The organism is Neisseria mucosa, assembly GCF_003044445.1.
GTDB lineage: Bacteria > Pseudomonadota > Gammaproteobacteria > Burkholderiales > Neisseriaceae > Neisseria > Neisseria mucosa_A.
Window position 1 is genome coordinate 1 of the sequence record NZ_POWX01000017.1, and the last position, 26,069, is coordinate 26,069.

General features: G+C 52.4%; 21 protein-coding genes. 13 read left to right on the plus strand and 8 right to left on the minus strand.

Annotated elements, in window-relative coordinates:
- From DBY90_RS13570 to hscA, 4 genes are all read right to left on the minus strand, one after another.
- Positions 1-212: IS1/IS1595 family N-terminal zinc-binding domain-containing protein (locus DBY90_RS13570; RefSeq protein WP_185952203.1), on the minus strand; the 212-nt coding region annotated here is incomplete at its 3' end.
- 139 nt (positions 213-351) lie between these two features.
- A complete protein-coding gene (fdx, locus tag DBY90_RS09580) occupies positions 352-693 on the minus strand; it encodes an ISC system 2Fe-2S type ferredoxin (protein WP_070493811.1) in 342 nt (113 codons plus the stop codon).
- Between the two features lie 85 nt (positions 694-778).
- Positions 779-1,141 carry a TIGR02328 family protein gene (locus tag DBY90_RS09585; protein ID WP_070493808.1) on the minus strand — a complete coding sequence of 121 codons (363 nt, stop codon included), beginning with the start codon at positions 1,139-1,141 and terminating at the stop codon, positions 779-781.
- A 76-nt stretch (positions 1,142-1,217) separates the two neighbouring features.
- Entirely contained in the window at positions 1,218-3,080 is a 1,863-nt protein-coding gene (gene hscA, locus DBY90_RS09590; protein ID WP_070493805.1) for a Fe-S protein assembly chaperone HscA, read from the minus strand.
- A 196-nt stretch (positions 3,081-3,276) separates the two neighbouring features.
- Here hscA and hpnD point away from each other — a divergent pair, with 196 nt between their 5' ends.
- From hpnD to DBY90_RS09615, 5 genes are all read left to right on the plus strand, one after another.
- Positions 3,277-4,125, plus strand: coding sequence for a presqualene diphosphate synthase HpnD (gene hpnD / locus DBY90_RS09595; RefSeq protein ID WP_070493802.1), 849 nt, complete (start codon positions 3,277-3,279; stop codon positions 4,123-4,125).
- Positions 4,122-5,435, plus strand: a complete 1,314-nt coding sequence (gene hpnE / locus DBY90_RS09600) for a hydroxysqualene dehydroxylase HpnE (RefSeq protein WP_070493799.1) — start codon at positions 4,122-4,124, stop codon at positions 5,433-5,435. The genes hpnD and hpnE overlap by 4 nt, the downstream gene beginning before the upstream one ends.
- Positions 5,436-5,551: 116 nt before the next feature.
- Positions 5,552-6,271: an SDR family oxidoreductase gene (locus DBY90_RS09605; RefSeq protein WP_003742488.1), complete on the plus strand. Its 720-nt coding sequence runs from the start codon at positions 5,552-5,554 to the stop codon at positions 6,269-6,271.
- Positions 6,272-6,497: 226 nt separating this feature from the next.
- Positions 6,498-6,992 carry a contact-dependent growth inhibition system immunity protein gene (locus tag DBY90_RS09610; RefSeq protein WP_070493796.1) on the plus strand — a complete coding sequence of 165 codons (495 nt, stop codon included), beginning with the start codon at positions 6,498-6,500 and terminating at the stop codon, positions 6,990-6,992.
- 158 nt (positions 6,993-7,150) lie between these two features.
- Positions 7,151-7,783: a hypothetical protein gene (locus DBY90_RS09615; protein WP_070493793.1), complete on the plus strand. Its 633-nt coding sequence runs from the start codon at positions 7,151-7,153 to the stop codon at positions 7,781-7,783.
- Between the two features lie 143 nt (positions 7,784-7,926).
- On the opposite strand, the gene mfd is transcribed toward DBY90_RS09615, so the two are convergent.
- The 4 genes from mfd to aroA form a co-directional block, all read right to left on the minus strand.
- Entirely contained in the window at positions 7,927-11,817 is a 3,891-nt protein-coding gene (gene mfd, locus DBY90_RS09620) for a transcription-repair coupling factor (RefSeq protein ID WP_107987092.1), read from the minus strand.
- A 142-nt stretch (positions 11,818-11,959) separates the two neighbouring features.
- Complete coding sequence (tadA, locus tag DBY90_RS09625) at positions 11,960-12,682, minus strand: tRNA adenosine(34) deaminase TadA (RefSeq protein ID WP_070494021.1); 723 nt, start codon at positions 12,680-12,682, stop codon at positions 11,960-11,962.
- A 14-nt stretch (positions 12,683-12,696) separates the two neighbouring features.
- The gene (gene miaA / locus DBY90_RS09630; RefSeq protein WP_070494003.1) at positions 12,697-13,638 is read right to left on the minus strand and encodes a tRNA (adenosine(37)-N6)-dimethylallyltransferase MiaA; all 942 of its coding nucleotides are present in this window, start codon (positions 13,636-13,638) and stop codon (positions 12,697-12,699) included.
- Between the two features lie 169 nt (positions 13,639-13,807).
- A complete protein-coding gene (aroA, locus tag DBY90_RS09635; protein ID WP_070494000.1) occupies positions 13,808-15,106 on the minus strand; it encodes a 3-phosphoshikimate 1-carboxyvinyltransferase in 1,299 nt (432 codons plus the stop codon).
- Between the two features lie 229 nt (positions 15,107-15,335).
- Between aroA and trpE the strand changes: the two genes are divergently transcribed.
- The 8 genes from trpE to aceF all read left to right on the plus strand — a co-directional run bounded on the left by trpE (position 15,336) and on the right by aceF (position 26,016).
- The gene (gene trpE, locus DBY90_RS09640; RefSeq protein WP_107987094.1) at positions 15,336-16,811 is read left to right on the plus strand and encodes an anthranilate synthase component I; all 1,476 of its coding nucleotides are present in this window, start codon (positions 15,336-15,338) and stop codon (positions 16,809-16,811) included.
- 79 nt (positions 16,812-16,890) lie between these two features.
- Entirely contained in the window at positions 16,891-17,829 is a 939-nt protein-coding gene (locus tag DBY90_RS09645) for a DNA cytosine methyltransferase (RefSeq protein ID WP_070493994.1), read from the plus strand.
- Complete coding sequence (locus DBY90_RS09650; RefSeq protein ID WP_070493991.1) at positions 17,830-18,690, plus strand: NgoMIV family type II restriction endonuclease; 861 nt, start codon at positions 17,830-17,832, stop codon at positions 18,688-18,690.
- Between the two features lie 16 nt (positions 18,691-18,706).
- Complete coding sequence (locus DBY90_RS09655) at positions 18,707-19,843, plus strand: 5-(carboxyamino)imidazole ribonucleotide synthase (protein ID WP_070493988.1); 1,137 nt, start codon at positions 18,707-18,709, stop codon at positions 19,841-19,843.
- 78 nt (positions 19,844-19,921) lie between these two features.
- Entirely contained in the window at positions 19,922-20,404 is a 483-nt protein-coding gene (locus DBY90_RS09660) for a GNAT family N-acetyltransferase (protein ID WP_016687430.1), read from the plus strand.
- A gap of 94 nt (positions 20,405-20,498) precedes the next feature.
- Positions 20,499-21,116: a Smr/MutS family protein gene (locus DBY90_RS09665; RefSeq protein ID WP_070493984.1), complete on the plus strand. Its 618-nt coding sequence runs from the start codon at positions 20,499-20,501 to the stop codon at positions 21,114-21,116.
- A 382-nt stretch (positions 21,117-21,498) separates the two neighbouring features.
- Positions 21,499-24,162 (plus strand): pyruvate dehydrogenase (acetyl-transferring), homodimeric type, encoded by a 2,664-nt coding sequence (gene aceE, locus DBY90_RS09670; protein ID WP_070493981.1) that lies wholly within the window; start codon positions 21,499-21,501, stop codon positions 24,160-24,162.
- Positions 24,163-24,402: 240 nt separating this feature from the next.
- Positions 24,403-26,016, plus strand: coding sequence for a dihydrolipoyllysine-residue acetyltransferase (aceF, locus tag DBY90_RS09680; RefSeq protein ID WP_070493978.1), 1,614 nt, complete (start codon positions 24,403-24,405; stop codon positions 26,014-26,016).
- The last annotated feature ends 53 nt before the right edge of the window (positions 26,017-26,069 follow it).

The following is a 26,069-nucleotide window of genomic DNA, read 5'->3' on the forward strand; positions in this document are numbered from 1 at the left end:
TGAACTTTTTTGAGATGCCTCAGAATAGTCTGCCGACTGCATCCGTAAGTTTTGGCAAGCTGTGCGGCGGTCTGTTTGCCTTCGCTGTATGCCTGCCATATTTCCTGCGGATTAAGCCGTCTGCCGCAAGCATGGCATTTGTAGCGTTGTTTGCCGTTTCGGCAGCCGTTCCTTTTGACTTGTTTTGAGTCGCGAAAAGGGCATTTTTGTATTCAAAGCCTTTGACCTCTTTTAAAGCCTTATAGGATAAGGCTTGCGGGGATTTTTAGCCTCCATTTTGTTACTTACGTCTTAAAAGTTGGCAGAGGTCGTCTGAAAATTGCTTGATCCGTTTCAGACGACCTTTTTGTATCAATGATCTTCGCGCGCGTGGTTGATGGTGTATTTGGGGATTTCGACCACCAAATCTTCGTCGGCGACCACTGCCTGACAGCTCAGGCGCGAGTCGGCTTCCAAGCCCCATGCCTGGTCGAGCAGGTCTTCTTCCAGATCGCTCGGCTCTTCCAAACTGTCGAAGCCTTTGCGGATGATGACGTGGCAGGTGGTGCAGGCGCAGGATTTTTCACAGGCGTGATCGACTTCGATGTCGTGGTCGAGCAGTACGTCAAGGACGGTTTTGCCTTCGGGTGCGTCTTCAATGACTGCGCCTTCGGGACATAATACGGCGTGTGGGAGTACGGTGATTTTGGGCATTTTTATTGTCTCTTGTAATGGGTGGATAGGGTTTGTCAGTCGTTTTCAGACGACCTTTTGTAATGAAGGAGTCGTCTGAAACCGTTTATAACATGATACCTTTGCTTTTTAAATTTTCCAGACATTCGTCTAGATACGCATCATCGTGTTCGGGGTAAATCGGTGAATCGGCGGCTTCGATATCGTGTGCGGGATAAGGGGCAACCGCTTTGCCGCGGTACAGCGGGTCTTTCCACAACGGGTCGGGTTTGTAACCGCGTTTTTCCATTTCTTCCATAATCAGCGCGTGATACAGATAGAGCTTGTCAGGCGAATGGGTGAAGACGTAATTCACCGTCGCGTGCGGCCTGCCCCAGCCTGCTCCGCGCAGGGCGGCGCATTCGCGGTGTTGCCCCAAAAGCTGGGCGCGGGGGAGTAGCGGGATGAGGGTTTGGTGCCAGAGTCGCATAGAAGTAATCAGGTCGTTTGGGATATTAGATTTTCAGACGGCCTTTTTATCAAAGGCCGTCTGAAACCATTTGCCGTCAAATATTATCAACGCTTTGCCCTGTCAGCGCACGTTGGATGTTGCGGTTCATGCGTTTGGCGGCGAAGTTGTCGGTGCTGCGGCTGAGTTTGGCGACGGCGGCGCGGATGTCTTCGGCGTTGCCGTCTTTCAGACGGCCTTGCAAATCGGCGATGTCTTGCTGAATCTGTTGCAATTCTTCGGCATCCAGCAAATCGCTATCCAACTCAAGGGCGGCGTTGACTGCGTCGGTCAGGCTTTCGGCTTCGACCACGGCTTCGGCGCGGGCGCGTGCCGCCATGTCTTCGGCGGCGTTGCTCATGCTGTCTTTGAGCATTTGGGTGATGGTGTCGTCGTCCAAGCCGTAGGAAGGTTTGACTTCGATTTGCGCCTGTACGCCGGTGCTTTGTTCTTGGGCGGAAACGGACAGCAAGCCGTCGGCGTCAACTTGGAAGGTAACGCGGATGCGCGCCGCGCCTGCGGTCATGGGCGGAATGCCGCGCAGGGTGAATTTGGCAAGGCTGCGGCAGTCGGAAACGAGTTCGCGCTCGCCTTGTACGACGTGTATCGTCATGGCGGTTTGACCGTCTTTGAAGGTGGTGAAATCCTGCGCGCGCGCGGTGGGGATGGTGGAATTGCGCGGGATAATCTTTTCGGCGAGGCCGCCGTAGGTTTCCAAACCGAGCGACAAGGGGGTAACGTCCAGCAGCAGCCATTCGCCGTCGGTTTTGTTGCCGGCAAGGACGTTCGCCTGTATGGCGGCGCCGAGCGCGACGACTTCGTCGGGGTTGAGGTTGTTCAGCGGGGTTTGTCCGAAGAAGGTGGCGACTGCTTGTTGAACGTGCAGCATACGGGTAGAACCGCCAACCATAATCACGCCCTTGATGTCGGCTTTAGTCACGCCAGCGTCTTTCAGTGCCTGTTTAACCGGCTCTATGGTTTTTTGCACCAGATTTTGCGTCAGGTGGTGAAACTCTTGGCGGGTAATGACGGTATGGATTTTGCGGCCGTCTGAAAGCGTGGCTTCGACGACGGCTTCGGTTTGGCCGGTCAGTTGTTCTTTGGCGGCGCGGACAAGGGAAAGCAGAAGCTGGCTGTCGCGCTCGTTGAGTTTGGAAAGGTCGTTTTGTTCGAGCAGGTGGCAGAACAGGCGGTGGTCGAAATCGTCGCCGCCCAATGCGCTGTTGCCGCCGGTGGCTTTGACTTCAAACAGCCCTTTGGTCAGTTGCAATACGGATACGTCGAACGTACCGCCGCCCAAGTCGTAAACGACAAACGTACCTTCGGAGGCGTTGTCCAGTCCGTAGGCAATCGCGGCGGCGGTCGGCTCGTTGAGCAGGCGCAAGACGTTCAAGCCCGCTAAACGCGCGGCGTCTTTGGTGGCTTGGCGTTGGGCGTCGTCGAAATAGGCGGGAACGGTAATGACGGCGCCGACCAAATCGCCGCCTAAAGTTTCTTCGGCACGCGATTTGAGGGCTTTGAGGATTTCAGACGACACTTCGATAGGCGTTTTGGCACCTTGGCGGGTGTTCAGCTCGACCACGCGCTCGTTGGGCGTGAAACGGTAGGGCAGGTATTGCGCGTCCTGCGCGAGGTCGGCAAGCGTGCGGCCGATGAGGCGTTTGGCGGAGCTGATGGTGTTCAGCGGGTCGGTTTTTTGGGCGGCAAGGGCGGCTTTGCCGACTTCGACGGCATCGCCTTCGCCGTAGCGGACGACGGAGGGCAGGGTGGTACGCCCGTCCATATCGGTCAGACAAACCGGGCTGCCGCTGCGGACGGTGGCAACCAGGCTGTTGGTCGTACCCAAGTCGATGCCGACGGCGAGGCGGTGTTGATGCGGAGCGGCGGACATGCCGGGTTCGGAAATCTGCAAAAGAGCCATGATTGTGTGCCTTTTGATGCTGTATTTATTAGGATAGGTCGGTATTTTAACAGATTTCGGGCGGATAGTTGAGTGGTTTGGTAGGGAATTGCGATAATCGGATTCCGTTTATTTATAAAGGTCGTCTGAAATTTCCCTACTGCCCCAAATCCGATAAAATCCGATTTTACTATTATGATAATTTTTAGGACACGCCGTGCAAGGACTTGATTATTGCCGTCAGAAGGCAGAAGAAAGCCGCTCCAGTTTTTTGTCGGGCTTCCGTTTCCTGTCGCAGGAAAAGCGGGATGCGATAACGGTTTTGTATGCTTTTTGCCGCGAATTGGACGATGTGGTCGATGACTGTTCCGATCCGAATGTGGCGCAGGCAACGTTGAACTGGTGGCGCGGCGATTTGGACAAGGTATTCGGCGGCGTGATGCCGGAGCATCCGGTCAATCAGGCTTTGCGGCAGGTTAAGGAAACTTTCAAGCTGCCGAAATATGAATTGGAAGCCTTAATCGACGGGATGCAGATGGATTTGGTTCAGGCGCGTTACGGCAGTTTTGAAGAGTTGAAACTGTATTGCCACCGCGTCGCGGGCGTCGTCGGCTGCCTGATTGCGCGGATTTTGGGTTTTTCAGACGACCGAACGCTGGAATACGCCGATAAGATGGGCCTTGCGCTGCAACTGACAAACATTATCCGCGATGTCGGCGAGGATGCGCGCAACGGTCGGATTTACCTGCCGATGGAGGAAATGCAGCAGTTTAACGTACCTGCAAGCGTGATTATGCAGTGTAAGCCGACGGATAATTTTGCCGAACTGATGCGCTTTCAAGTTTCACGCGCCCGCGAAACTTATCGCGAGGCGATGTCGCTGTTGCCTGCTGCCGATAAAAAATCCCAAAAAGTCGGGTTGGTGATGGCGGCGATTTATTACGCGCTGCTGAACGAAATCGACCGCGACGGCGCGCAAAACGTCCTGACTTATAAAATTGCCATTCCTTCGCCGCGCAAAAAGCGTATTGCCCTGAAAACCTGGTTATTCGGATTTAAGCCATGAATACTCCGCATCTTCGCCCGAAAATTGCCGTCGTCGGCGCAGGCTGGGCAGGTTTGTCTGCTGCAGTGTCGTTGGCGCGCCGTGTTGATGTTACTGTGTTTGAAGCCGGTCGGCAGGCGGGCGGACGGGCGCGTACTTTGGCTGGAAACGCTGACGGATTCAGTTTTTTGGACAATGGGCAGCATATCTTGCTCGGCGCTTATCACGGCGTATTGACGCTGATGGAGCACATCGGCGCCGACCCTGAAGCCGCTTTTTGCCGTTTGCCGCTGCAATGGCATATGTATGAGGGTTTGCAGTTTCAAAGTACCAACTTTCCTTCGCCGCTTCATATTTTGACCGGCATATTGCGTGCTAAAAAAGTTTCGTTTTCTCTGAAAATCAGGCTGTTATCCGATATGGCTGCGTTGCAGCGTTACGCACGCGGCAAGCGCGCTGATTTGGTCGTTGCCCAATGGCTGCGGCAGCGCAATGTCCCGCGCAGGCTGGTTACAGAGTTTTGGCAGCCGCTGGTGTGGGGTGCGCTCAATACGCCGTTGGAACACGCGAGCCTGCGCATACTATGCAATGTGCTGTCCGATGGCGTGTGGGCAGACAAATCAGGCAGCGATTACCTTTTGCCCAAGCGCGATTTAGGCGCAATCATTGCCGAGCCTGCGTTGGCAAAACTCAAGCAGTTTGGTGCGGACATCCGTCTTGAAACCCGAGTAGGTCGTCTGAAAAACCTTCCTGACGGGCGAGTTGTTGTGAATGATGAGGCTTTTGATGCCGTTATTGTTGCGACTGCGCCGTATCATGCCGTCCATCTTTTCCCTGAAGATACTCCCGACTATATTCAGACGACCTATCAAAATCTCCAATACCACTCGATTACCACCGTCTATCTGCGCTATGCCGTTCCCGTCCATTTGCCTCAGCCGCTGACCGGACTTGCCGACGGTACGGCGCAATGGCTGGTGTATCGCGGCGCACTCGGTTTGCCGACAAACGAAGTCGCCGCCGTCATCAGCGTTTCCGATCACGTCGGAGCGTTCAAAAGCCAAGAATGGGCAGAGAAAGTCCATGCAGACGTGAAACGCATCTGCCCTTATTTAGACGAACCCGAAGCCGTCCGCGTTATCACCGAAAAACGGGCGACCACAGCCTGCACGCCTAATTCCGTCACTCCCGATTTTGCTTGGCTGCACCAGCGGAATATCTATCCCGCAGGCGACTACTTGCATCCGCGCTATCCGGCTACCTTGGAAGCGGCGGTACAGTCGGGTTTGACGGCGGCGGAAAGGTGTTTGGCTGATTTCGGATTAATATAAAGGTCGTCTGAAACTCGAATCCGAGTTTCAGACGACCTATTCCGATTGCCTTTACAAGACACTGCAAACCGTTAAAATACCGTAAATCCCTCAAACTTCACAATTAAGGAAGAATTATGCCGACATTGCAAAATAAAACGATTCTGGTAACAGGAGCATCGCAAGGCTTGGGCGAACAGGTGGCCAAAGCCTATGCCGAAGCGGGGGCGACCGTGATTTTGGTTGCACGCCATCAAAAAAAGCTGGAAAAAGTTTATGATGCGATTGTCGAAGCAGGCTGTCCCGAGCCGTTTGCCATTTGTTTCGATTTAATCGGCGCGGAAGAAAAAGAATTCGAACAATTTGCCGCAACCATCGGCGAAGCGATTCAGGGGAAACTCGACGGTATCGTCCATTGCGCCAGCTATTTTTACGCGCTCTCGCCTTTAGATTTCCAAACCGTCGCCGAATGGGTCAACCAATACCGTATCAACACCGTTGCACCGATGGGACTGACCCGTGCGCTGCTTCCGCTGCTGAAGCAGTCGCCCGATGCGTCCGTCATCTTCGTCGGCGAAAGCCACGGCGAAACCCCGAAAGCTTACTGGGGCGGTTTCGGTGCATCCAAAGCCGCATTGAATTATTTGTGTAAAGTGGCTGCCGACGAATGGGAACGCTTTGAAAACCTGCGTGCCAATGTTCTGGTTCCCGGTCCGATTAATTCGCCGCAACGCATCAAATCCCATCCCGGCGAATCGAAGAGCGAACGTAAAAACTACGAAGACGTATTGCCCCAGTTTGTTTGGTGGGCAAGTGAAGAGAGCAGAGGACGAAGCGGCGAAATCGTTTATCTTTGATTAGCTTCTATCGTAATTTGAAAGGTCGTCTGAAAAGGTTTCAGACGACCTTTTTATTGCTTCTTTATTCGCTCATGAAGCCTTTCATCAACCTGCCTTAAGGTTTTATGCGGACTACGGCCTGCTTGCTGCACAAACCAATACGGAGCAAAGATTGCAGTTGCAACGTGTGGTAGAGTAGGGAAAAAATCGAAATATTACAGTCAAAATTACGGAGATCGAATAAATGACTTTCAATCAAGAACAAGATTATTGGGCTGGCTATAAGGCAAATGAAAGAGCCTTGATTATTCAAACATGGTCAGGATTTGGGCGATATGCTCCAGACCACCCATATCCCCCCCATATCCTGCCATTGGATACCGACAATGAAACTTTAGGCACGACGGTCTTGCAAGCGTTGGCGAACAGCAGGACTTTCGTTTATGACAGTCCGGAAGACCAAGATTTTTTTGATGCCGAAAAATTTCGGCAACGCTATGAGGATTGGGTTGCCAACCTATGCGGGAACTTGGGCTATAAAACCAGACGCGCCCTATTTAAAAACATGATGAGCGGGGATATTTGGCTGCACAACGGCTGCCTGAAAATCAGCCCGAGCCGCCATGTCAAGCTGGAAGCGTGGGATGCCATTGATGAAGACGATGTAATTTTATCATTGGATAACAGCCCTGAAGAAATCGGAGCAGGTTTAAGGTTGGCATTGAGCCGCTGCCGATAATATTTGACAAAAGGTCGTCTGAAAACCGGAAAAATGTTCCAGACGACCCTTTTTATTAAATTCAAGCTCGCTGCGTGCGTATCGCGCACACTCTGCCTGCAGATTTCATGCGGGCTACGGCTTGCTTGAAGATAAAGTTATTAAGGAATTTGGCAAATATGGAAAAGATTGAGAAATTTAAATCTGAATTATTGGATAACATCTTTGAGTACATCCAGTGTATATCCATTTTTGTCTATAAGAGAAATATGTATTATTTGATTGATTATAAAGAAAATTTCATATTAAATATGAAGTTGGATTTAGATTTTGATTTTAAAAACGGGAATATTACGTTAGAACAATATCAGGATGAAATGAATAGTTGTTATTACCGAAATGGCATCTGGCAATTAACTAAGGACAATTTCGAAAACTATCTTCAATCAGATTCGGTCGTCGTACTGGAAAAAGACGAATTGAAGGCACTGATGTTACAGGGATTTACTTCTGATGAAACGGTAAGGTTATATTCCGTTGTCGAAAATAAGTTGTCGTACAATGAACCTATCTCGGATTCTGGTCAACAAAGTGATTTCTTAAAAATCAATCAGATTTCTTCGAGGCTGCCGTTGTTCTATATTAATTTTGATACGGAAGTTTACCTTCATATGGATTGGGACAGATGCCATGAAGATTATGTCTATGATGGTTGGTTTTCTAAGGCAATGGACTTTGGGTATTTGATACCGGACGAATTTTGTTATTGGAAAATTGAAGGACGGGATTATTGGAAATTTCGGCAATTATAAAAATAAACAAACGATACAAGTCATAGTCTGCACAAAACTGAAGGTGGGGGCTGAGGCACGCACGAGGTTAAACAAGTGGTATTTTGCATCATTTGATAAAAGGTCGTCTGAAAATTTTTCAGACGACCTCTTTTCACTAGCCTCTACTTTGCTACCACTCTTTCTTTCAAAGTCTTCAACACACTTTTCACCGTCTTAATCCGCGTTTCCACATCCTCCATCTGAGCCGTAAACTTCAACTTATCCGCCCCAGCCAGCCGGTATTTTTTATCTGTCTGAATCAGCAGGATGATTTCTGTCGGGTCGATTTGGTGGTGTTTGCCGAAGGTAATGGTTACGGCTTCGCTTGTGGCGTCGATGGCGTCTATACCCAATTCTTTGGCGGCGAGCCGCAGGTGGTGGCTTTCGATGAGGGTTTTGACGGGTTGTTCGGGTAGGCCGAAGCGGTCGACGAGTTCTTCGTGTATGGCGTTGATTTGCTGCACGGTTTCGCAGACGGCGAGGCGTTTGTAGAGGACGAGCCGTTCGTGGATGTCGGGGCAGTAGCTTTCGGGCAGCAGGGCGGGGCTGTGCAGTTTGATTTCGGTGGTGATGCCCAACGGTGCGTCGAGGTCGGGCTGGCGGCCTTTTTTGAGGTCGCGCACGGCTTGTTTGAGCATTTCGGTGTAGAGCGTGAAGCCGACCTGTATCATTTCTCCGGATTGTCCTTCGCCGAGAATTTCGCCTGCGCCGCGGATTTCCAAATCCTGCATGGCGAGGGTGAAACCTGCGCCGAGTTCGTCTGCCGCCGCGATGGCGTCGAGGCGTTTTTCTGCGTCTTTGGTGATGTATTCGGGCGTGAGCAGGTAGGCGTAGGCTTGGTGGTGGCTGCGGCCGACGCGACCGCGAAGCTGGTGCAGTTGCGCCAGCCCGAATTTGTCGGCGCGGTTGATGATGATGGTGTTGGCGTTGGGGATGTCGATGCCGGTTTCGATGATGGTGGAACAGAGCAACACGTTGAATCTTTGCTGCAAAAAGTCGCGCATGACTTGTTCCAGCTCGCGCTCGCGCAGTTGTCCGTGCGCCACGCCGATGCGGGCTTCGGGCAGCAGGGTTTCCAGCCGCTCGCGCATGTTTTCGATGGTATCCACTTCATTGTGCAGGAAAAACACTTGCCCGCCGCGTTTGAGTTCGCGCAACACGGCTTCGCGCACGCTGCCTTCACTGAACGGTTTGACAAAGGTTTTCACGGCGAGGCGGCGGCTGGGTGCGGTGGTAATCAGCGAGAAGTCGCGCAGGCCTTCGAGTGCCATGCTGAGGGTGCGCGGAATCGGCGTGGCGGTCATGGTAAGGATGTCGACATTGGCGCGCAGGCGTTTGAGCTGCTCTTTTTGGCGCACGCCGAAGCGGTGTTCTTCATCGATGATGACGAGCCCTAAGTTTTTGAATTTTATATCGTCTTGCACCAATTTGTGCGTTCCGATAACGATATCGACCGTGCCATCCGCCATGCCTTCCAGCGCGGCTTTGGTGGCTTTGCTGTTGTTGAAACGCGAAAGGCTGGCGACTTTCACGGGGAAATCGGCGAAACGGTCGGCGAAATTTTGCGCGTGCTGCTCCACCAGAAGCGTGGTCGGGGCGAGTACGGCGACCTGTTTTCCGCCCATCACCGCCACAAACGCGGCACGCAGGGCGACTTCGGTTTTGCCGAAGCCGACATCGCCGCACACAAGGCGGTCCATCGGCTTCGCCTGCGTCAAATCTTTAATCACGGCGGCGATGGCGGCGGCTTGGTCTTCGGTTTCTTCGTAGCCGAAGCCGTCGGCAAACGCCTGATAGTCCAACTCGTTGATTTCAAACTTGTGCCCCGATTGGGCGGCGCGTTGGGCGTAGAGGTTGAGCAACTCGGCGGCGGTGTCGCGCGCTTTTTCGGCAGCCTTGCGCTTCGCCTTGTTCCACGCGCCGCTGCCGAGCTTGTGCAGGGCGACGTTTTCGTGTGCTTGGCCAGAGTAGCGGCTGATTAAATGCAGTTGCGAAACAGGTACATAAAGCTGCGCTTCTCCCGCGTATTCGAGCAACATCATTTCGTTGGTTTCGCCGCCCAAATCCATCGTTACCAAGCCCATATACCGCCCGATGCCGTGTTCTTCGTGCACGACAGGGTCGCCGATATTGATTTCGGCAAGGTCGCGTAACAGGCCGTCTGAAACGGCGGCATGTTTCTTGCGGCGGTTGTGGGCGCGCGAACGGGCGACGTATTGGTAGAGTTCGGATTCGGTGATCACGGCGATGGAACTTTGAGCGGCAACCGCTTTGCCCTCTCCCCAACCCTCCCCCACGGGGGAGGGGGCAGGTTGCTGTCGGGTTTGCCCGTGCAGACTACTTTCGACGGAGTGAAGGCTGTTTTCGGTTTTCAGGTCGTCTGAAACGGCAGCTGTATTCCGTTTCCTCTCCTGTGGGAGAGAGCTAGGGAGAGGATTTGTTGCGACTGCGGAAAATTTGGTTTGGTCAGCAACCGCTTTGCCCTCTCCCCAACCCTCCCCCACGGGGGAGGGGGCAGGTTGCTGTCGGATTTGCCCGTGCAGACTGCTTTCGACGGGGTGCAGGCTGCTTTTGGTTTTCAGGTCGTCTGAAATGGCAGCGGCACTTTGTTCCCTCTCCTGCGGGAGAGGGCTAGGGAGAGGGTTTGTTGCGGCTGCGGAAAATTCGGTTTGGTCGGTAACCGTTTTGCCTTCTCCCTCGGAGGCGGGAGTAGGTTGCTGTTGGCTCGGAGAGTTCAGCCCGCCTAGTTTGAACCCGTATGCCAACGGAGCGACCGTTATCATCAGCGGCTCGTGCGCCGATAAAAAGCCCTGCCAGTCGGACACAGGTTTGGCCTTCAAGCCGTTTTGTTGCAAGAAGCCGAGCATGGTTTCGCGCCGTCCCAGACTTTCGGCGCACAGCAAAATCCGTCCTTCAAAGGTCGTCTGAAAATCCTTCAATGCCTGCAACGGCTCGTCGGATTGGCGGTTGACGGCAAGATCGGGCAGGGTGTGTTCTTTGCCGGAAACATCGGGCAGCACCTGTCCGTAGTTTTTCAGACGACCTGCGAATACATCGGCAGAGAGATACAAATGCTGTGGAAGCAAAGGCGGATAGGTTTCGTCGCCCTGCGCCATGGCGTAACGCGATTTAACGTCGCTCCAAAAGCGGTTTGCTTCGGCGTGAACATCGCCCAAAGAGACAAACAACGCATCTTCGCCGATATAGTCAAACAGCGTTTCCAGCTCGTTTTCAAAAAACAGCGGCAGGTAGTATTCCACGCCTGCGCCGAAGTGGCCGTTGCTGACGGCTTTGTATACGGCGGCATCGTTCGGATTGCCATCGACTTCCTCGCGGAAGCGGCTGCGGAAGATTTTTTGCGCCTCGCTGTCGGTGGGGAATTCGTGCGCCGGCAGCAGGCGGATTTCGGAAACAGGGGAGATGGTGCGCTGCGTCTCGGTATCAAAGGTTTTGATGCTGTCGATTTCATCGTCAAACAAATCGATGCGGTACGGCATTTCGCTGCCCATCGGAAACAAATCGACAATGCCGCCGCGCACGGCAAACTCGCCCGCCGCGACAACATGGGAAACATGGTTGTAACCCGCATCCACCAAATCGGTTTTCAGACGACCTATATCCAAAGTCTGCCTCGCTTTCAGCCAAAAAGTGCGCCCCGCCAGAAACGGCACAGGCGGCAGCTTCTGCATCGCCGTGGCAACCGGCACAAACAACACGTCCGCCGCGCCGCTCTTAATCTGCCACAACGCCGACAAGCGCTCCGACACCAAATCCTGATGCGGCGAAAAACGCTCGTAAGGCAGCGTTTCCCAGTCCGGCAGGAACACCGCCGTATCGTGCGGACGGAAAAACAGCCAGGCCGTCTGAAGGCGTAGCGCCTGTTCCGCATCTTGGGTCAAGACAACCTTGAGCTGCTTATGCGGCAGATAACGCGCCAAGGCCAAGGGCAGCGAGCCTTGAGACAGATTGAGCCAACGGGATTTTTCACGGGGTTTGGGGATAGGGTAGGTCATGGCGTAGGGACAATGGGTTGCGGCAGCCGGAAAATTTTTCGGGCCGCCGTGGTGGGTTGTAAAAGCGGGATTTTAGCAGATTAAAAGCGGGTGTAAGGGATAGGATGGTTTGGGTGATTTTCAGACGACCTTTTTGATTTTCTCAACCCTGTTTCCGCCTCGTCTGAAAAAACGCCTGTAAAACGGCTTTGCACTCGTCTTCCAAAATGCCGCCTTTGATTGCCGTGTGTTTGTTCAGCAGCGGGTTGGCAAACAGATTGACAACGCTGCCTGCCGCGCCGGTTTTGGGTTCTGCCGCGCCGTAGATGACGCGGCGGACGCGGGCTTGAATGATGGCGGAGGCGCACATGGCGCAGGGTTCGAGCGTGATGTAGAGATCGCACTCGTCGAGGCGGTAGTTTTGAAGGGCGGCACCCGCGGTGGCAAGGGCGCGGATTTCGGCGTGGCGGCTGATGTCGTGATCGCTGACGCAGGTGTTGTGTGCGGCGGCGATGATTTGATTGTTGGAGACGACGACCGCACCGACAGGGATTTCGCCGATGCGGGCGGATTGTTCTGCCTGCACTGAGGCAGCGCGCATGAAGGTTTCCATTTCAAACGACGTGGGGAAAACGGCGACGGGCGGATGGTTTTTGACGGCTTGCTCCAAAGCGGTTTTCTGCGTTTGCGGCAGCTCTTGCGGTTTGATACCGAGCAACAGGGCTTCGAGTTGCCAAAGCGTGCTGCGGGTAACGGTCAGTCCGGCAGCCTTGAGCAGCAGGAAGGCTTGGACGGAACCGGCGTCGCGCAGCTCCTCTACGCTGCGGATGCCGAGGGCTTGCAGGGCGGATAAGGTTTGCGGGGCGACGGGCGGCATGGTCAACAGGGTCGGCATGGCTTTTAGATTTGGAAATGGCGGCGGACGAGTGCTAAGGTCGTCTGAACGTGGTCGCCGTCGGTGTAAGGGTCGATGCTGTGCGCCAATGGGATTTTGCGCAGCCAAGTGAGTTGGCGTTTGGCAAGCTGGCGGGTGGCGGCGATGCCTTTTTCGACAAAGGTGTCGTAATCGGTCAAGCCTTCGAGGTAATCCCATGCTTGCCGATAGCCGACGCAGCGCATGGAGGGCATATCGGCGGTCAGCTCGGGATATTTTTGACGCAGGGCGCGCATTTCGTCGATGAAGCCTTGCTCCAGCATTTGCGTGAAACGGCGGGCGATGTTTTCGTGCAGCAAGGCGCGGTTTTCGGGAATCAGGGCGGTGGTGCAGAGGTCGAGCGGCGGGGTGTAGTCGGCTTTTTCGGCAAAATGCGCGCTCAGGGGCTTGCCGGTCAGGCGGTACACTTCCAAAGCGCGTTCGATACGTTGGCTGTCGTTCGGTTTCAGACGACCTGCGGTTTCAGGGTCTATGGTTTGAAGGCTTTGATACAGATGCGCCAAGCCGTATCGTTGTTTTTCTTCCTGCAACTGGGCGCGCACGGCGGCATCGGCTTCGGGCAGGTCGTTCAAGCCTTCGGTCAGCGCGTGGAAATACATCATCGTGCCGCCGACAATCAAAGGCAGCCTGCCGCGCGCGCGGATTTCCTCCGCCAGCCGCACGCAGTCGCCGACAAACTCCGCCGCGCTGTAAGACTCCGTCGGCGGGATAATGTCGATAAGGTGGTGCGGCACGGCATCACGCTCGGCAGCCGTCGGCTTTGCCGTGCCGATATCCATATCGCGGTACACCAGCGCGGAATCGAGGCTGATGATTTCGACCGGCAGGGCTTCGGCGATTTTCAAGGCAAGAGCGGTTTTCCCGCCGGCGGTCGGACCGAGGATGGCAAAGGCTTTTGGGGTGTTCATATCAAAAGGAGCGTGGGGAAACGGACGGATTATAGCAAAAGGTCGTCTGAAAACGGTTCGGCAGTTGGATTGCGGAACGATATTTTCAGACGACCTTATATATTGCCATCCCAAAGGGACGGCTAACAATATTTAACGCCCTTTTTGTTTGGGTAAACGTCTTCCCGCTTTAAACCGCGTTGGTCAGCGATGAGAACACTTCAAAATAAGTCGGGAAGGTTTTATGGGTGCATTTTGGGTCGTTGATGACGACGGGTACGCCCAACAGGGAAACCAGCGAGAAACACATCGCCATGCGGTGGTCGTCGTAAGTGTCGATGACGGCATCGGGCGTCAGAGTTTCAGGCGGGGTGATGTGAATCGCTTCGGCTTCTTCGACAACTTTTGCACCAAGTTTGCGCAACTCGTTTGCCATCGCGGCGATGCGGTCGGTTTCTTTGACGCGCCATGAGCCGATGTTGCGCAGCGTGCAGGTTTGTCCTGTGGCAAGCGCAACGATGGCGAGGGTCATGGCGGCATCGGGGATATGGTTTGCATCCAAATCAAAGGCTTGGACGGCGCGTTCTTTTGGGCGCGAGACTTCGACGAAGTTTTCGCCCCAAATCACGTCCGCACCGATTTTTTCCAGCTCGCGGGCAAAGGCAACATCGCCCTGTATGCTGTTTGCGCCGATACCGGTAACGCGGACGGGCGTGGCGGCAATCAAACCGGCTGCGAGGAAGTAGGATGCGCTGGAGGCATCGCCTTCGACGTGCAGATGTTCGGGCGCGTGGTAGCGGGCATCCGCGGGGATTTTGAAGACGCGGTAGTCTTCGTTGGCAACCTGTACGCCGAATTGCGCCATCAGTTTCAATGTGATGTCGATATAGGGCTTGGAAATCAACTCGCCGACCATACGGATTTCAAATGCCTGCCCGGTCAGCGGCAGCGCCATCAAGAGGGCAGTCAAAAACTGGCTGGACACATTGCCTTTAATCGGAATCACGCGCTCGACGCGGTCTTGGCGTTCGCCGATATGAAGCGGCGGATAGTGTTCGTTGCCGAGATATTCGACATCGGCGCCGGCAATCCGCAGCGCATCGACCAAATCGCCGATAGGGCGTTCGTGCATACGAGGCACGCCATGCAGATGATAATCACCGCCCAAAACGGCCAGCGCGGCAGTCAGCGGACGAAACGCCGTTCCTGCGTTGCCTAAAAACAAATCGGCAGTCCGATTGGGGAAACGCCCGCCTGTGCCGTGCACTTTCAGACGACCTTCGGCAAGATATTCGATTTCAACGCCGAGTTTATCAAGCGCTTCCAACATACGGTCGGTATCGTCGGATTTCAGCAGGGAATGGATTTCGCAAGTGTTGTCGGATAAAGCAGCGAGCAGCAGGGTGCGGTTGCTGATGCTTTTGGAGCCGGGTAGAGCGACGGTGGCGGGTTTGAGCGAGGCGGTGGGGAGGCGTATGGATTCGGTCATGATGGTCGTTTGGGAAGCGGAAACAGAAAACGGCATTATACGGCAGGGAGGGGGCGTCTGAAAAACCAAAACTGTCAACAATCCGCATAAAATGTTATACTTTTCCGCAATTTTGCGACGATGGCGAGGGCTTGTTTTTTCTGCCCGCCAAGCACGTCGTTCCAAGCTTTTTCAAAGACTTTTACACGTTCGCAAGGTCGTCTGAAAACACCCGCACAACGGAACCGAAATGATCAGTAAACAAGAATACCAAGCCCAAGCCGCCCAAGGCTACAACCGCATCCCGCTCGTGCAAGAACTCCTTGCCGACTTGGATACGCCGCTTTCCCTCTATCTCAAACTCGCCAACCGCCCCTATACCTATCTGCTCGAATCCGTTGTCGGCGGCGAACGTTTCGGCCGCTATTCCTTTATCGGACTGCCTTGCAGCCACTATCTCAAAGCCAGCGGCAAACATGTCGATGTTTATCAAAACGGCGAAATCGTCGAGCAACACGACGGCAATCCGCTGCCCTTTATCGAAGCCTTCCACAACCGCTTCAAAACGCCCGAAATCCCAAGCCTGCCGCGCTTTACCGGCGGATTGGTCGGCTACTTCGGTTACGAAACCATCTACAATTTCGAACACTTCGCCCACCGCCTGAAAAACACCGCCAAAGCCGACCCGCTCGGTACGCCCGACATCTTGCTGATGCTGTCGCAAGAGTTGGCGGTTATCGACAATTTGAGCGGCAAAATCCACCTCATCGTTTACGCTGATCCCTCACAGCCCGACGGTTACGAACGCGCCCGCGAACGCCTCGAAGACATCCGCACCCAGTTGCGCCAAAGCTGCGCCATCCCGCTTTCGCTCGGCAGCAAACACACTGAAGCCGTCAGCGAGTTCGGCGAAGAACCGTTCAAAGCCTGCGTCAACGAAATCAAAGACTACATCTTCGCAGGCGACTGCATGCAGGTCGTCCCCAGCCAGCGCATGAGTATGGAATTCACCGACAGCCCGCTCGCCCTCTACCGCGCCCTGCGCACGCTCAACCCTTCGCCTTACCTCTTTTACTACGATTTCGGCGATTTCCACATCGTCGGTTCCTCGCCCGAAATCCTCGTCCGCCGCGAACGCGACGACGTCATCGTCCGCCCCATCGCCGGCACGCGCCTGCGCGGCAAAACCCCCGCAGAAGACCTTGCCAACGAGCAGGACTTATTAAGTGACGCCAAAGAAATCGCCGAACACGTCATGCTTATCGATTTAGGGCGCAACGACGTCGGCCGCATCAGCAAAACAGGCGAAGTCAAAGTAACCGACAAAATGGTGATTGAAAAATACTCCCATGTGATGCACATCGTTTCCAACGTCGAAGGTCGTCTGAAAGAGGGAGTCACCAATATGGACATCCTCGCCGCCACGTTCCCCGCTGGCACACTTTCCGGCGCACCCAAAGTCCGCGCCATGGAAATCATCGAAGAAGTCGAACCGAGCAAACGCGGTATCTACGGCGGCGCCGTCGGCGTATGGGGCTTCAACAACGACATGGACTTGGCAATCGCCATCCGCACCGCCGTAGTGAAAAACAACACGCTATACGTCCAAAGTGGCGCAGGCATCGTCGCCGACTCCGATCCGACCTCCGAATGGCAGGAAACGCAGAACAAAGCCCGAGCAGTGGTTAGGGCGGCGCAGATGGTGCAGGAAGGGTTGGATAAATAAATTTCAGACGACCTTTGTAGAGAGAAGGTCGTCTGAAAATCACAAAGCAACATCAGAGAAACTTACGCAAAAGATCACAATGCAATTCACATCATTAGAAATTTGTGCAGGGGCAGGAGGACAAGCCTTGGGTTTAGAAAGAGCAGGCTTTTCCCATGCTGCACTGATCGAGATCGAATCTCCAGCTTGTCAGACACTACGTTTAAATCGCCCTAATTGGAATATTATTGAAGGAGATGTCCGTCTAGTTCGGGGAAATAAATATAAAGGTATTGATTTATTAGCCGGTGGAGTTCCTTGCCCACCTTTTTCCAAAGCAGGTAAACAATTAGGAAAAGATGATGAACGCGATTTATTCCCTGAGGCTATTCGTCTAGCTAAGGAAACTGACCCTAAAGCCATCATGTTAGAAAATGTGCGGGGGTTACTTGACCCAAAATTTGAAGATTATCGCAACCATATTACAGAACAATTTGCCAAGTTGGGTTACATAGGTCAATGGAAGTTGCTCTATGCCGCTGACTATGGGGTATCGCAACTTAGACCCAGAGTTTTGTTTGTTGCATTAAAAAACGAATATGCAGATTTTTTCAAGTGGCCTGAACCGACCGTAAAACAACCGCAAACTGTTGGTGAATTACTGTTTGACTTAATGTCAGAGAATAACTGGCAAGGTGTGCATGATTGGCGTTTGAAGGCAGACCAAATCGCTCCAACTTTAGTTGGAGGTTCAAAAAAACACGGCGGTGCTGACTTGGGGCCTACACGGTCCAAACGCGCATGGGCGGAGTTGGGTGTGGATGGTTCAGGTTTGTGGAATAGTGCGCCGCCTGAAGACTTTTCGGGGATGCCTAGATTGACTGCCCGAATGACAGCGCGTATCCAAGGATTTCCTGATGACTGGCAATTTTTTGGTAAAAAAACGCCTATGTACCGCCAAATCGGCAACGCTTTTCCCCCGCCGGTAGCCGAAGCGGTGGGCAGGCAGATTATCAAAGCCTTAAAAAAGGAAAATTAAATGAATCCGCTTTTTACCCAAGAACGCAGGATTTTCCATAAGAAATTATTGGATGGCAATGTTCTTGCAACCAACAATAGAGGCGTAGTCAGCAATGCGGATGGGAGCAATACCCGAAGTTGCAATATAGCCAAGGGGATTGCCGACTTACTGCATTCGGAAACGGTTTCGGAAAGATTACCCGGTCAGACATCGGGAAATGCTTTTGAAGCAATATGCAGTGAGTTTGTCCAATCTGCTTTTGAGAAATTGCAGCATATCAGACCCGGCGACTGGAATGTTAAGCAGGTCGGTTCTCGCAACCGTCTGGAAATCGCACGTTATCAGCAATACGCACATCTGACAGCCTTAGCCAAGGCTGCCGAAGAAAACCCCGAATTGGCTGCCGCCTTGGGCAGTGATTACACCATTACTCCCGATATTATCGTTACCAGAAATTTGATTTCAGATGCAGAAATCAACCGTAATGAATTTTTAGTTGATGAAAATATTGCCACATATGCCAGTTTGCGTGCGGGTAATGGCAATATGCCGCTGCTCCACGCCAGTATCTCTTGTAAATGGACGATTCGCAGCGACAGGGCTCAAAATGCCCGTTCTGAAGGATTGAATTTGGTTAGAAATAGAAAAGGCAGACTGCCGCACATTGTTGTCGTAACGGCAGAACCGACGCCAAGCCGCATTTCATCCATTGCCTTGGGTACAGGGGAAATAGATTGCGTTTGCCATTTTGCCTTATATGAGCTGGAACAAACTTTACAATCATTGAATTATGAAGACGCTTTGGATTTGTTTTACATCATGGTCAATGGTAAACGATTAAAAGATATTTCCGACCTTCCCTTAGATTTGGCAGTTTAAACAGAATTATTCCACTATGAACAAATCCCCCATCCTCCCGCCAGCCATGCTCGGCATCCTCGGTGGCGGCCAATTAGGCAAAATGTTTACCGTTGCCGCCAAAACCATGGGCTACAAAGTAACCGTTCTCGACCCCGATCCCAACGCGCCTGCGGCGGAATTTGCCGACCGCCATTTGTGCGCGCCGTTTGACGACCAAGCCGCTTTGGACGAGTTGGCAAAATGCGCGGCAGTTACCACTGAATTTGAAAACGTCAATGCCGACGCAATGCGCTTTTTGGCAAAACATACCAACGTTTCCCCCAGCGGCGACTGCGTCGCCATCGCGCAAAACCGTATTCAGGAAAAAGCGTGGATACGCAAAGCAGGATTGCAAACCGCGCCGTACCAAGTGGTTTGCCGTTCAGACGACATCAGCGAAGCAAGCGCACAATTCCTGCCCGGCATCCTGAAAACGGCCACTTTGGGCTACGACGGCAAAGGTCAAATCCGCGTCAAAACGGTGGACGAACTCAAGGCCGCGTTTGCCGAACACGGCGGCGTAGATTGTGTTTTAGAAAAAATGGTGGATTTGCGCGGCGAAATTTCCGTTATCGTATGCCGTCTGAACAATGAAAACGTGCAAACCTTCGATCCTGCCGAAAATATCCACGAAAACGGCATCCTCGCCTATTCCATCGTCCCCGCGCGGTTGAGTGCCGATGTGCAGCAACAGGCACGGCAGATGGCGCAACGCTTGGCGGACGAATTGGATTATGTCGGCGTGTTGGCGGTGGAAATGTTCGTCGTTGGCGACACGCATGAATTGGTCGTCAACGAAATCGCCCCGCGCCCGCACAATTCCGGCCACCATACGATAGATGCCTGCGCCGCAGACCAGTTCCAGCAGCAGGTACGCATTATGTGCAATCTGCCGCCCGCCGACACCAAGTTGCTTTCTTCATGCTGCATGGCGAATATTTTGGGCGACGTCTGGCAGGAAGACGGCGGCGAACCGAATTGGCTGCCGTTGCAAAGCCATCCGAATGCACACCTGCACCTATACGGCAAAAAAGTCGCGCGGAAAGGGCGCAAAATGGGGCATTTTACCGTTTTGTCCGCCGATGCCGACACTGCTTTTGAAGTGGCGGCGAAGCTGCATCAAAGTTTATAATTTGCTGATTTTTAGAATGTTCAGACGACCTCAGAATCAATCAAGGTCGTCTGAAAGCCAGATATAACGTACCGAATCATGAGCCTGTTGACCATACTCCGTCCCGCCACAGTACAAGATTGCCAAGCCATCCATAATGCCCATCTTCATGCCGCCCAATTTGCCTGCATTCGAAGCTACGACGAGAACGTGCTTCAGGCATGGGAAGCGCTGTTGGACACTGAAAGCTACCGCCATACCATCGACGATCCGGATAAGGCTTTGTGGGTGGTGGAATACAAAGGGGCCATCCGTGGATTTTTCCAAGTCGATTTTAAGGAAGCGCAATTAGACGCGCTTTATGTGCATCCGATTTTCCACAATCAAGGTTTGGGTACGGCATTGCTGAGGCGTGCCGAAGAGTTGGCGCATCATGCCGGATTGAGTTTTTTAAAACTTTATGCTTCGCTCAATTCCGTTCCGTTTTACCGCATCAACCGTTATGAATCTTTGGGTTCTGCGGTATTGCAGTTGAATCGGGAAGTTAAAGTCGAATGCGAATTAATGCGGAAATATCTTTAGTTAGATAGAACCGTAAATTATTTTCCCATTTTCAGACGACCTTGTTTGTAAAAGAGGTCGTCTGAAAATCGTTTAGCGTTTCAGGTATCCATTTATGAAAACAGATTTCCAATCTACCCTTCAGGCCTTAGGTAAACAGGCGAAAAAAGAAGCGGAAGAAAAGGCTGCAGCAGAAGCGGCAGCTAAAAAGCAGGAAGCCGAGAATGCCGATTTTGCAAGCATGGTCGGGACGGTAACCCCGTTGAAACAAACTTCGCAATATTATTCTGCTCCACGCGATAAATCACCGATAAAGCCGCGTCCGAAAGAAGCATCTTCATTAAATGAGGAAGATTATTTTTATATCGGCAACGGCGGTTGGGATGAGCCGCCTGCTTCGTTCAGTAAGAACGGGCAAGGTAAAAACGACCTGCAACGCCTGCGTAACGGCCATTATCCCGTCGTTGCCGATGTTGATTTGCACGGCTATACGCAAGAGGAAGCACAACAGGTATTAAATGAATTTATCGTGTTTATCCAAAAGCGCGGCGTTTGTGCCGAAATTGTCCACGGTAGCGGCTTGGGTTCGGCAGGTTATAAACCTGTTTTAAAAAATATGACGCGCCGTTGGCTGATGCAGCATCCAGATGTTCTTGCCTATATCGAACCTCGCGAGGGTAATGACGGCGCTGTCCGCATCCTTATCAAACGCCGGCATTCGGAGGAGCAGTAAAAAGGTCGTCTGAAATATAGTAGCAAAGCTATTTCAAAAACGGTTAAAAGGTTATTTCGGTTTTTTTCATTTTATTTTCGTTTTTGTGTTAAAAAAGAAAATTAAATGGGAAAAGTTTGATTGTTTTTGAATATATTAAATTGAAATTTGCTAGTTATACCGTTTGCTGATACGATTCGAAGCGAAGCAGATTCAAATAAATTCACCAGTGCGTCTTTTGTTTTTAATCCAGTTTTTAACTGATTGAAAAGATTTAGATTATCTAATTTTATTTGATTTGATTTTAGAAATTTTTCGTTTTTGTATATCAATTTTCGCAAACGAAAACATTAGGGGTATAACCCTCCGTCATTAAATAACACTCAACATAAGGATAGATACTATGTCCACCCAATTACACGATGTTGACCCGATTGAAACCCAAGAGTGGTTGGACGCGTTAAGCTCAGTTCTAGAATACGAAGGCAGCGAACGCGCACAATACTTGTTGGAGCATCTGGTTAAATACAGCCGCGACAAAGGCGTCCGTATGCCTCACGGCACAACCACCCCGTATTTGAATACCGTTTCGGTTGAAGACGAAAAAGGCATTCCGGGCGATCAAAACATCGAACACCGCATCCGTGCATTTGTGCGCTGGAACGCCGCCGCCATCGTATTGCGTGCCGGTAAAAAAGATTTGGAGCTGGGTGGTCATATCGCATCTTTCCAATCCGCAGCAACCATGTACGAAGTGGGTTTCAACCACTTCTGGAAAGCTAAAGGCGAAGGCGAAGAAGGTGATTTGGTATTCTTCCAAGGCCACGTTTCTCCAGGCATCTATGCCCGCGCTTTCGTTGAAGGCCGTCTGACTGAAGACCAACTGAACAATTTCCGTCAGGAAGTGGACGGACATGGTCTGCCTTCTTACCCGCATCCGCACTTGCTGCCTGATTTCTGGCAATTCCCAACCGTATCTATGGGTTTGGGTCCGATCATGGCGATTTACCAAGCCCGTTTCCTGAAATACTTGGAATCCCGCGGCCTGGCAAAAACCAAAGGCCGTAAAGTATGGTGCTTCTGTGGTGACGGCGAAATGGACGAACCTGAAAGCCAAGGCGCGATTGCCCTGGCAGCACGCGAAGGTTTGGACAACCTGATTTTCGTTATTAACTGTAACCTGCAACGCTTGGACGGTCCTGTTCGCGGTAACGGCAAAATCATCCAAGAATTAGAAGGCAACTTTGCCGGCGCAGGCTGGAATGTTGTTAAAGTCATCTGGGGTCGCCGTTGGGACCGCCTCTTGGCTAAAGATAAAGACGGTATCCTGCGCAAACGCATGGAAGAATGTTTGGACGGCGACTACCAAACTTACAAATCCAAAGACGGTGCGTACGTGCGCGAACATTTCTTCAATACCCCTGAATTAAAAGCATTGGTTGCCGATATGACCGATGAGCAAATCTGGGCATTGAATCGTGGCGGTCACGACCCTCAAAAAGTGTACAACGCTTATGATCTCGCAGCTAACCATGCAGACGGCAAACCTACCGTAATTTTGGCGAAAACCATTAAAGGTTATGGTATGGGTGCATCCGGCGAAGGTCAAAACGTTGCCCACCAAGCCAAAAAAATGGACAAAGCGTCTCTAAAACAATTCCGCGACCGCTTTGACATTCCTGTTACCGACGAACAAATCGACAGTGGCGATCTGCCTTACCTGACCTTCGCTCCTGACAGTGAAGAGTACAAATACCTGCACGCGCGCCGCGAAGCCTTGGGTGGTTACCTGCCTCAACGTCATCCGACAAAAGAGGTATTGGAAGTGCCTGAGTTGTCCGCATTTGATGCGCAACTGAAATCCAGCGGTGATCGTGAATTCTCGACCACTATGGCATTTGTCCGCATTCTGTCTACCCTGTTGAAAGACAAAAAAATCGGCAAACGCGTCGTACCTATCGTTCCCGACGAAAGCCGTACCTTCGGTATGGAAGGCATGTTCCGCCAATACGGTATTTGGAACCCGAAAGGTCAGCAATACACCCCGCAAGACAAAGACCAACTGATGTTCTACAAAGAATCCGTTGATGGTCAAATCTTGCAAGAAGGTATTAACGAACCAGGCGCGATGGCTGACTGGATTGCAGCTGCAACCAGCTACGCCAATAGTAACTTCGCGATGATTCCTTTCTACATTTACTACTCCATGTTTGGTTTCCAACGTATCGGTGACTTGGCATGGGCTGCCGGCGATATGCACGCACGCGGCTTCCTGTTGGGTGGTACTGCCGGCCGTACAACCTTGAACGGCGAAGGCCTGCAACACGAAGACGGTCACAGCCACATTCAAGCCGATTTGATCCCGAACTGCGTTTCTTACGATCCGACCTTCCAATACGAAGTAGCCGTTATCGTACAAGACGGTCTGCGCCGTATGTATGCCAATAACGAAGACGTGTTCTACTACATCACCCTGATGAACGAGAACTACGCTCATCCGGACATGCCTGAAGGTGCGGAACAAGACATCCTGAAAGGTATGTACCTGCTGAAAGCCGGCGGTAAAGGCGACAAGAAAGTTCAATTGATGGGTTCTGGTACCATCCTGCAAGAAGTGATTGCCGGTGCCGAATTGCTGAAAGCCGACTTCGGCGTAGAAGCAGACATTTGGTCTTGCCCGTCCTTCAACCTGCTGCACCGCGATGCCATCGAAGCAGAACGTTTCAACCGCCTGCATCCGCTGGAAGCTGAAAAAGTGCCTTTCGTTACTTCACAACTGCAAGGTCATGACGGTCCGGTTATCGCCGCTACTGACTATATCCGCAGCTATGCCGACCGTATCCGCGCGTACATTCCGAACGACTACCATGTCTTGGGTACCGATGGTTTCGGCCGCTCCGACAGCCGTGCCAACCTGCGCCGCTTCTTCGAAGTGGATCGCTATAACGTTGCCGTGGCAGCATTGAGCGCATTGGCAGAACAAGGCAAAGTCAGCAAAGAAACCGTTCAGCAAGCCATCGAAAAATACGGCATCAATGCCGACGTGGCTCCAAGCTGGAAACGTTAATTCTGTTTTCAGACGACCTCAAAGTAAATTTGCTTGCAGGGTCGTCTGGATCAAGAATACGTTGACGGTTTGCATAACGGATAGACCTTGAGTTACCAAGCAGTGGGCGCAATTTGTACAAAAGCTTCGAAGCGCAGAAAAGCTGCTCTGGAAATGGTTATCCGTGCCGGAAAACATAAGTGATGTCGTCTGAAACTGTTTTTCAGACGACCTCAAACCGAAATCATCAAAGGAACTCAAATGAGTATCGTAGAAATCAAAGTACCCGATATCGGCGGTCATGAAAACGTCGATATCATCGCAGTAGAAGTCAAAGCGGGCGACACCATCGCCATTGACGACACCCTGATTACACTGGAAACCGACAAAGCCACTATGGACGTGCCTGCCGATGCAGCAGGCGTTGTCAAAGAAGTGAAAGTCAAAGTTGGCGACAAAATCTCCGAAGGCGGCGTGATTCTGACCGTTGAAACCGGTGCTGCCGCTGCTGAAGCCGCTCCGGCTCCTGCCACTGAGGCACAACCTGCACCTGCCGCTGCACCCGCTGCCGCTCCTGCAGGCGGTGCAACCGTTCAAGTAGCCGTTCCTGATATTGGCGGTCATACTGATGTAGATGTAATCGCCGTTGAAATCAAAGTTGGCGACACTGTTGCCGAAGACGACACGCTGATTACTCTGGAAACCGACAAAGCGACCATGGACGTACCTTGTACGGCTGCCGGTGTCGTTAAAGCCGTATTCCTGAAAGTCGGCGACAAAGTATCTGAAGGTACTGCCATTATCGAAGTGGAAACCGCCGGTTCTGCCGCAGCTCCCGCTCCTGCTCAAGCCGCCACACCGGCAGCAGCACCTGCTCCGGCTGCCGCGCCTGCAGCAGCTCCGGCTCCTGTTGCCGCTCCTGCACCCGCCGCTGCTAAAATCGACGAAGCTGCTTTTGCCAAAGCACACGCTGGTCCTTCCGCACGCAAACTGGCGCGCGAATTGGGCGTAGATTTGGGTCAAGTCAAAGGTACAGGTTTGAAAGGCCGTATCATGGGCGACGACATCAAAGCCTTTGTGAAATCGGTAATGCAAGGCGGTGCGGCGAAACCTGCTGCTGCCGGCGCATCTTTGGGCGGCGGTCTGGACTTGTTGCCGTGGCCTAAAGTGGACTTCTCAAAATTCGGTAATGTCGAAGTTAAAGAATTGTCCCGCATTAAGAAAATTTCCGGTCAAAACCTGTCTCGCAACTGGGTAGTTATCCCGCACGTTACCGTACACGAAGAAGCGGATATGACCGATTTGGAAGAATTCCGCAAACAGCTGAACAAAGAATGGGAACGCGAAGGCGTGAAACTGTCTCCGTTGGCGTTCATCATCAAAGCCTCCGTTTCTGCGCTGAAAGCCTTCCCTGAATTCAACGCTTCTTTGGACGGTGACAATCTGGTGCTGAAAAACTACTTCAACATCGGTTTCGCAGCCGATACGCCGAACGGCTTGGTTGTTCCAGTCATCAAAGACGTGGATCAAAAAGGTCTGAAAGAAATCAGCCAAGAGCTGACCGAATTGTCTAAAAAAGCCCGCGAAGGCAAGCTCAAACCGCAAGAAATGCAAGGCGCCTGCTTTACCATTTCCAGCTTGGGCGGTATCGGCGGTACAGGTTTCACTCCGATTGTGAATGCACCTGAAGTCGCTATTTTGGGCGTGTGCAAATCCCAAATCAAACCGGTTTGGGACGGCAAAGAGTTCGCTCCTCGCCTAATGTGTCCGTTGAGCCTGTCCTTCGACCACCGCGTCATCGATGGTGCCGCCGGTATGCGCTTCACCGTATTCCTGGCGAACCTGTTGAAAGACTTCCGCCGCATTACCCTGTAATCCGAGCGTATTTCAGACGACCTTCGACAAACAACCCGACAGGTCGTCTGAAA

What these genes read in the sequence shown, in the direction of transcription:
- hpnE (WP_070493799.1), top strand. Translation starts at nt 4,122, where the DNA reads ATGAATACTCCGCATCTTCGCCCGAAAATTGCCGTCGTCGGCGCAGGC.
- DBY90_RS09650 (WP_070493991.1), top strand. Translation starts at nt 17,830, where the DNA reads ATGAATCCGCTTTTTACCCAAGAACGCAGGATTTTCCATAAGAAATTA.
- aceF (WP_070493978.1), top strand. Translation starts at nt 24,403, where the DNA reads ATGAGTATCGTAGAAATCAAAGTACCCGATATCGGCGGTCATGAAAAC.
- aroA (WP_070494000.1), bottom strand. Translation starts at nt 15,106, where the DNA reads ATGACCGAATCCATACGCCTCCCCACCGCCTCGCTCAAACCCGCCACC.
- DBY90_RS09665 (WP_070493984.1), top strand. Translation starts at nt 20,499, where the DNA reads ATGAAAACAGATTTCCAATCTACCCTTCAGGCCTTAGGTAAACAGGCG.
- DBY90_RS09585 (WP_070493808.1), bottom strand. Translation starts at nt 1,141, where the DNA reads ATGCGACTCTGGCACCAAACCCTCATCCCGCTACTCCCCCGCGCCCAG.
- hscA (WP_070493805.1), bottom strand. Translation starts at nt 3,080, where the DNA reads ATGGCTCTTTTGCAGATTTCCGAACCCGGCATGTCCGCCGCTCCGCAT.
- miaA (WP_070494003.1), bottom strand. Translation starts at nt 13,638, where the DNA reads ATGAACACCCCAAAAGCCTTTGCCATCCTCGGTCCGACCGCCGGCGGG.
- DBY90_RS09655 (WP_070493988.1), top strand. Translation starts at nt 18,707, where the DNA reads ATGAACAAATCCCCCATCCTCCCGCCAGCCATGCTCGGCATCCTCGGT.
- DBY90_RS09615 (WP_070493793.1), top strand. Translation starts at nt 7,151, where the DNA reads ATGGAAAAGATTGAGAAATTTAAATCTGAATTATTGGATAACATCTTT.
- DBY90_RS09660 (WP_016687430.1), top strand. Translation starts at nt 19,922, where the DNA reads ATGAGCCTGTTGACCATACTCCGTCCCGCCACAGTACAAGATTGCCAA.
- trpE (WP_107987094.1), top strand. Translation starts at nt 15,336, where the DNA reads ATGATCAGTAAACAAGAATACCAAGCCCAAGCCGCCCAAGGCTACAAC.
- aceE (WP_070493981.1), top strand. Translation starts at nt 21,499, where the DNA reads ATGTCCACCCAATTACACGATGTTGACCCGATTGAAACCCAAGAGTGG.
- mfd (WP_107987092.1), bottom strand. Translation starts at nt 11,817, where the DNA reads ATGACCTACCCTATCCCCAAACCCCGTGAAAAATCCCGTTGGCTCAAT.
- DBY90_RS09645 (WP_070493994.1), top strand. Translation starts at nt 16,891, where the DNA reads ATGCAATTCACATCATTAGAAATTTGTGCAGGGGCAGGAGGACAAGCC.
- fdx (WP_070493811.1), bottom strand. Translation starts at nt 693, where the DNA reads ATGCCCAAAATCACCGTACTCCCACACGCCGTATTATGTCCCGAAGGC.
- DBY90_RS09610 (WP_070493796.1), top strand. Translation starts at nt 6,498, where the DNA reads ATGACTTTCAATCAAGAACAAGATTATTGGGCTGGCTATAAGGCAAAT.
- DBY90_RS09605 (WP_003742488.1), top strand. Translation starts at nt 5,552, where the DNA reads ATGCCGACATTGCAAAATAAAACGATTCTGGTAACAGGAGCATCGCAA.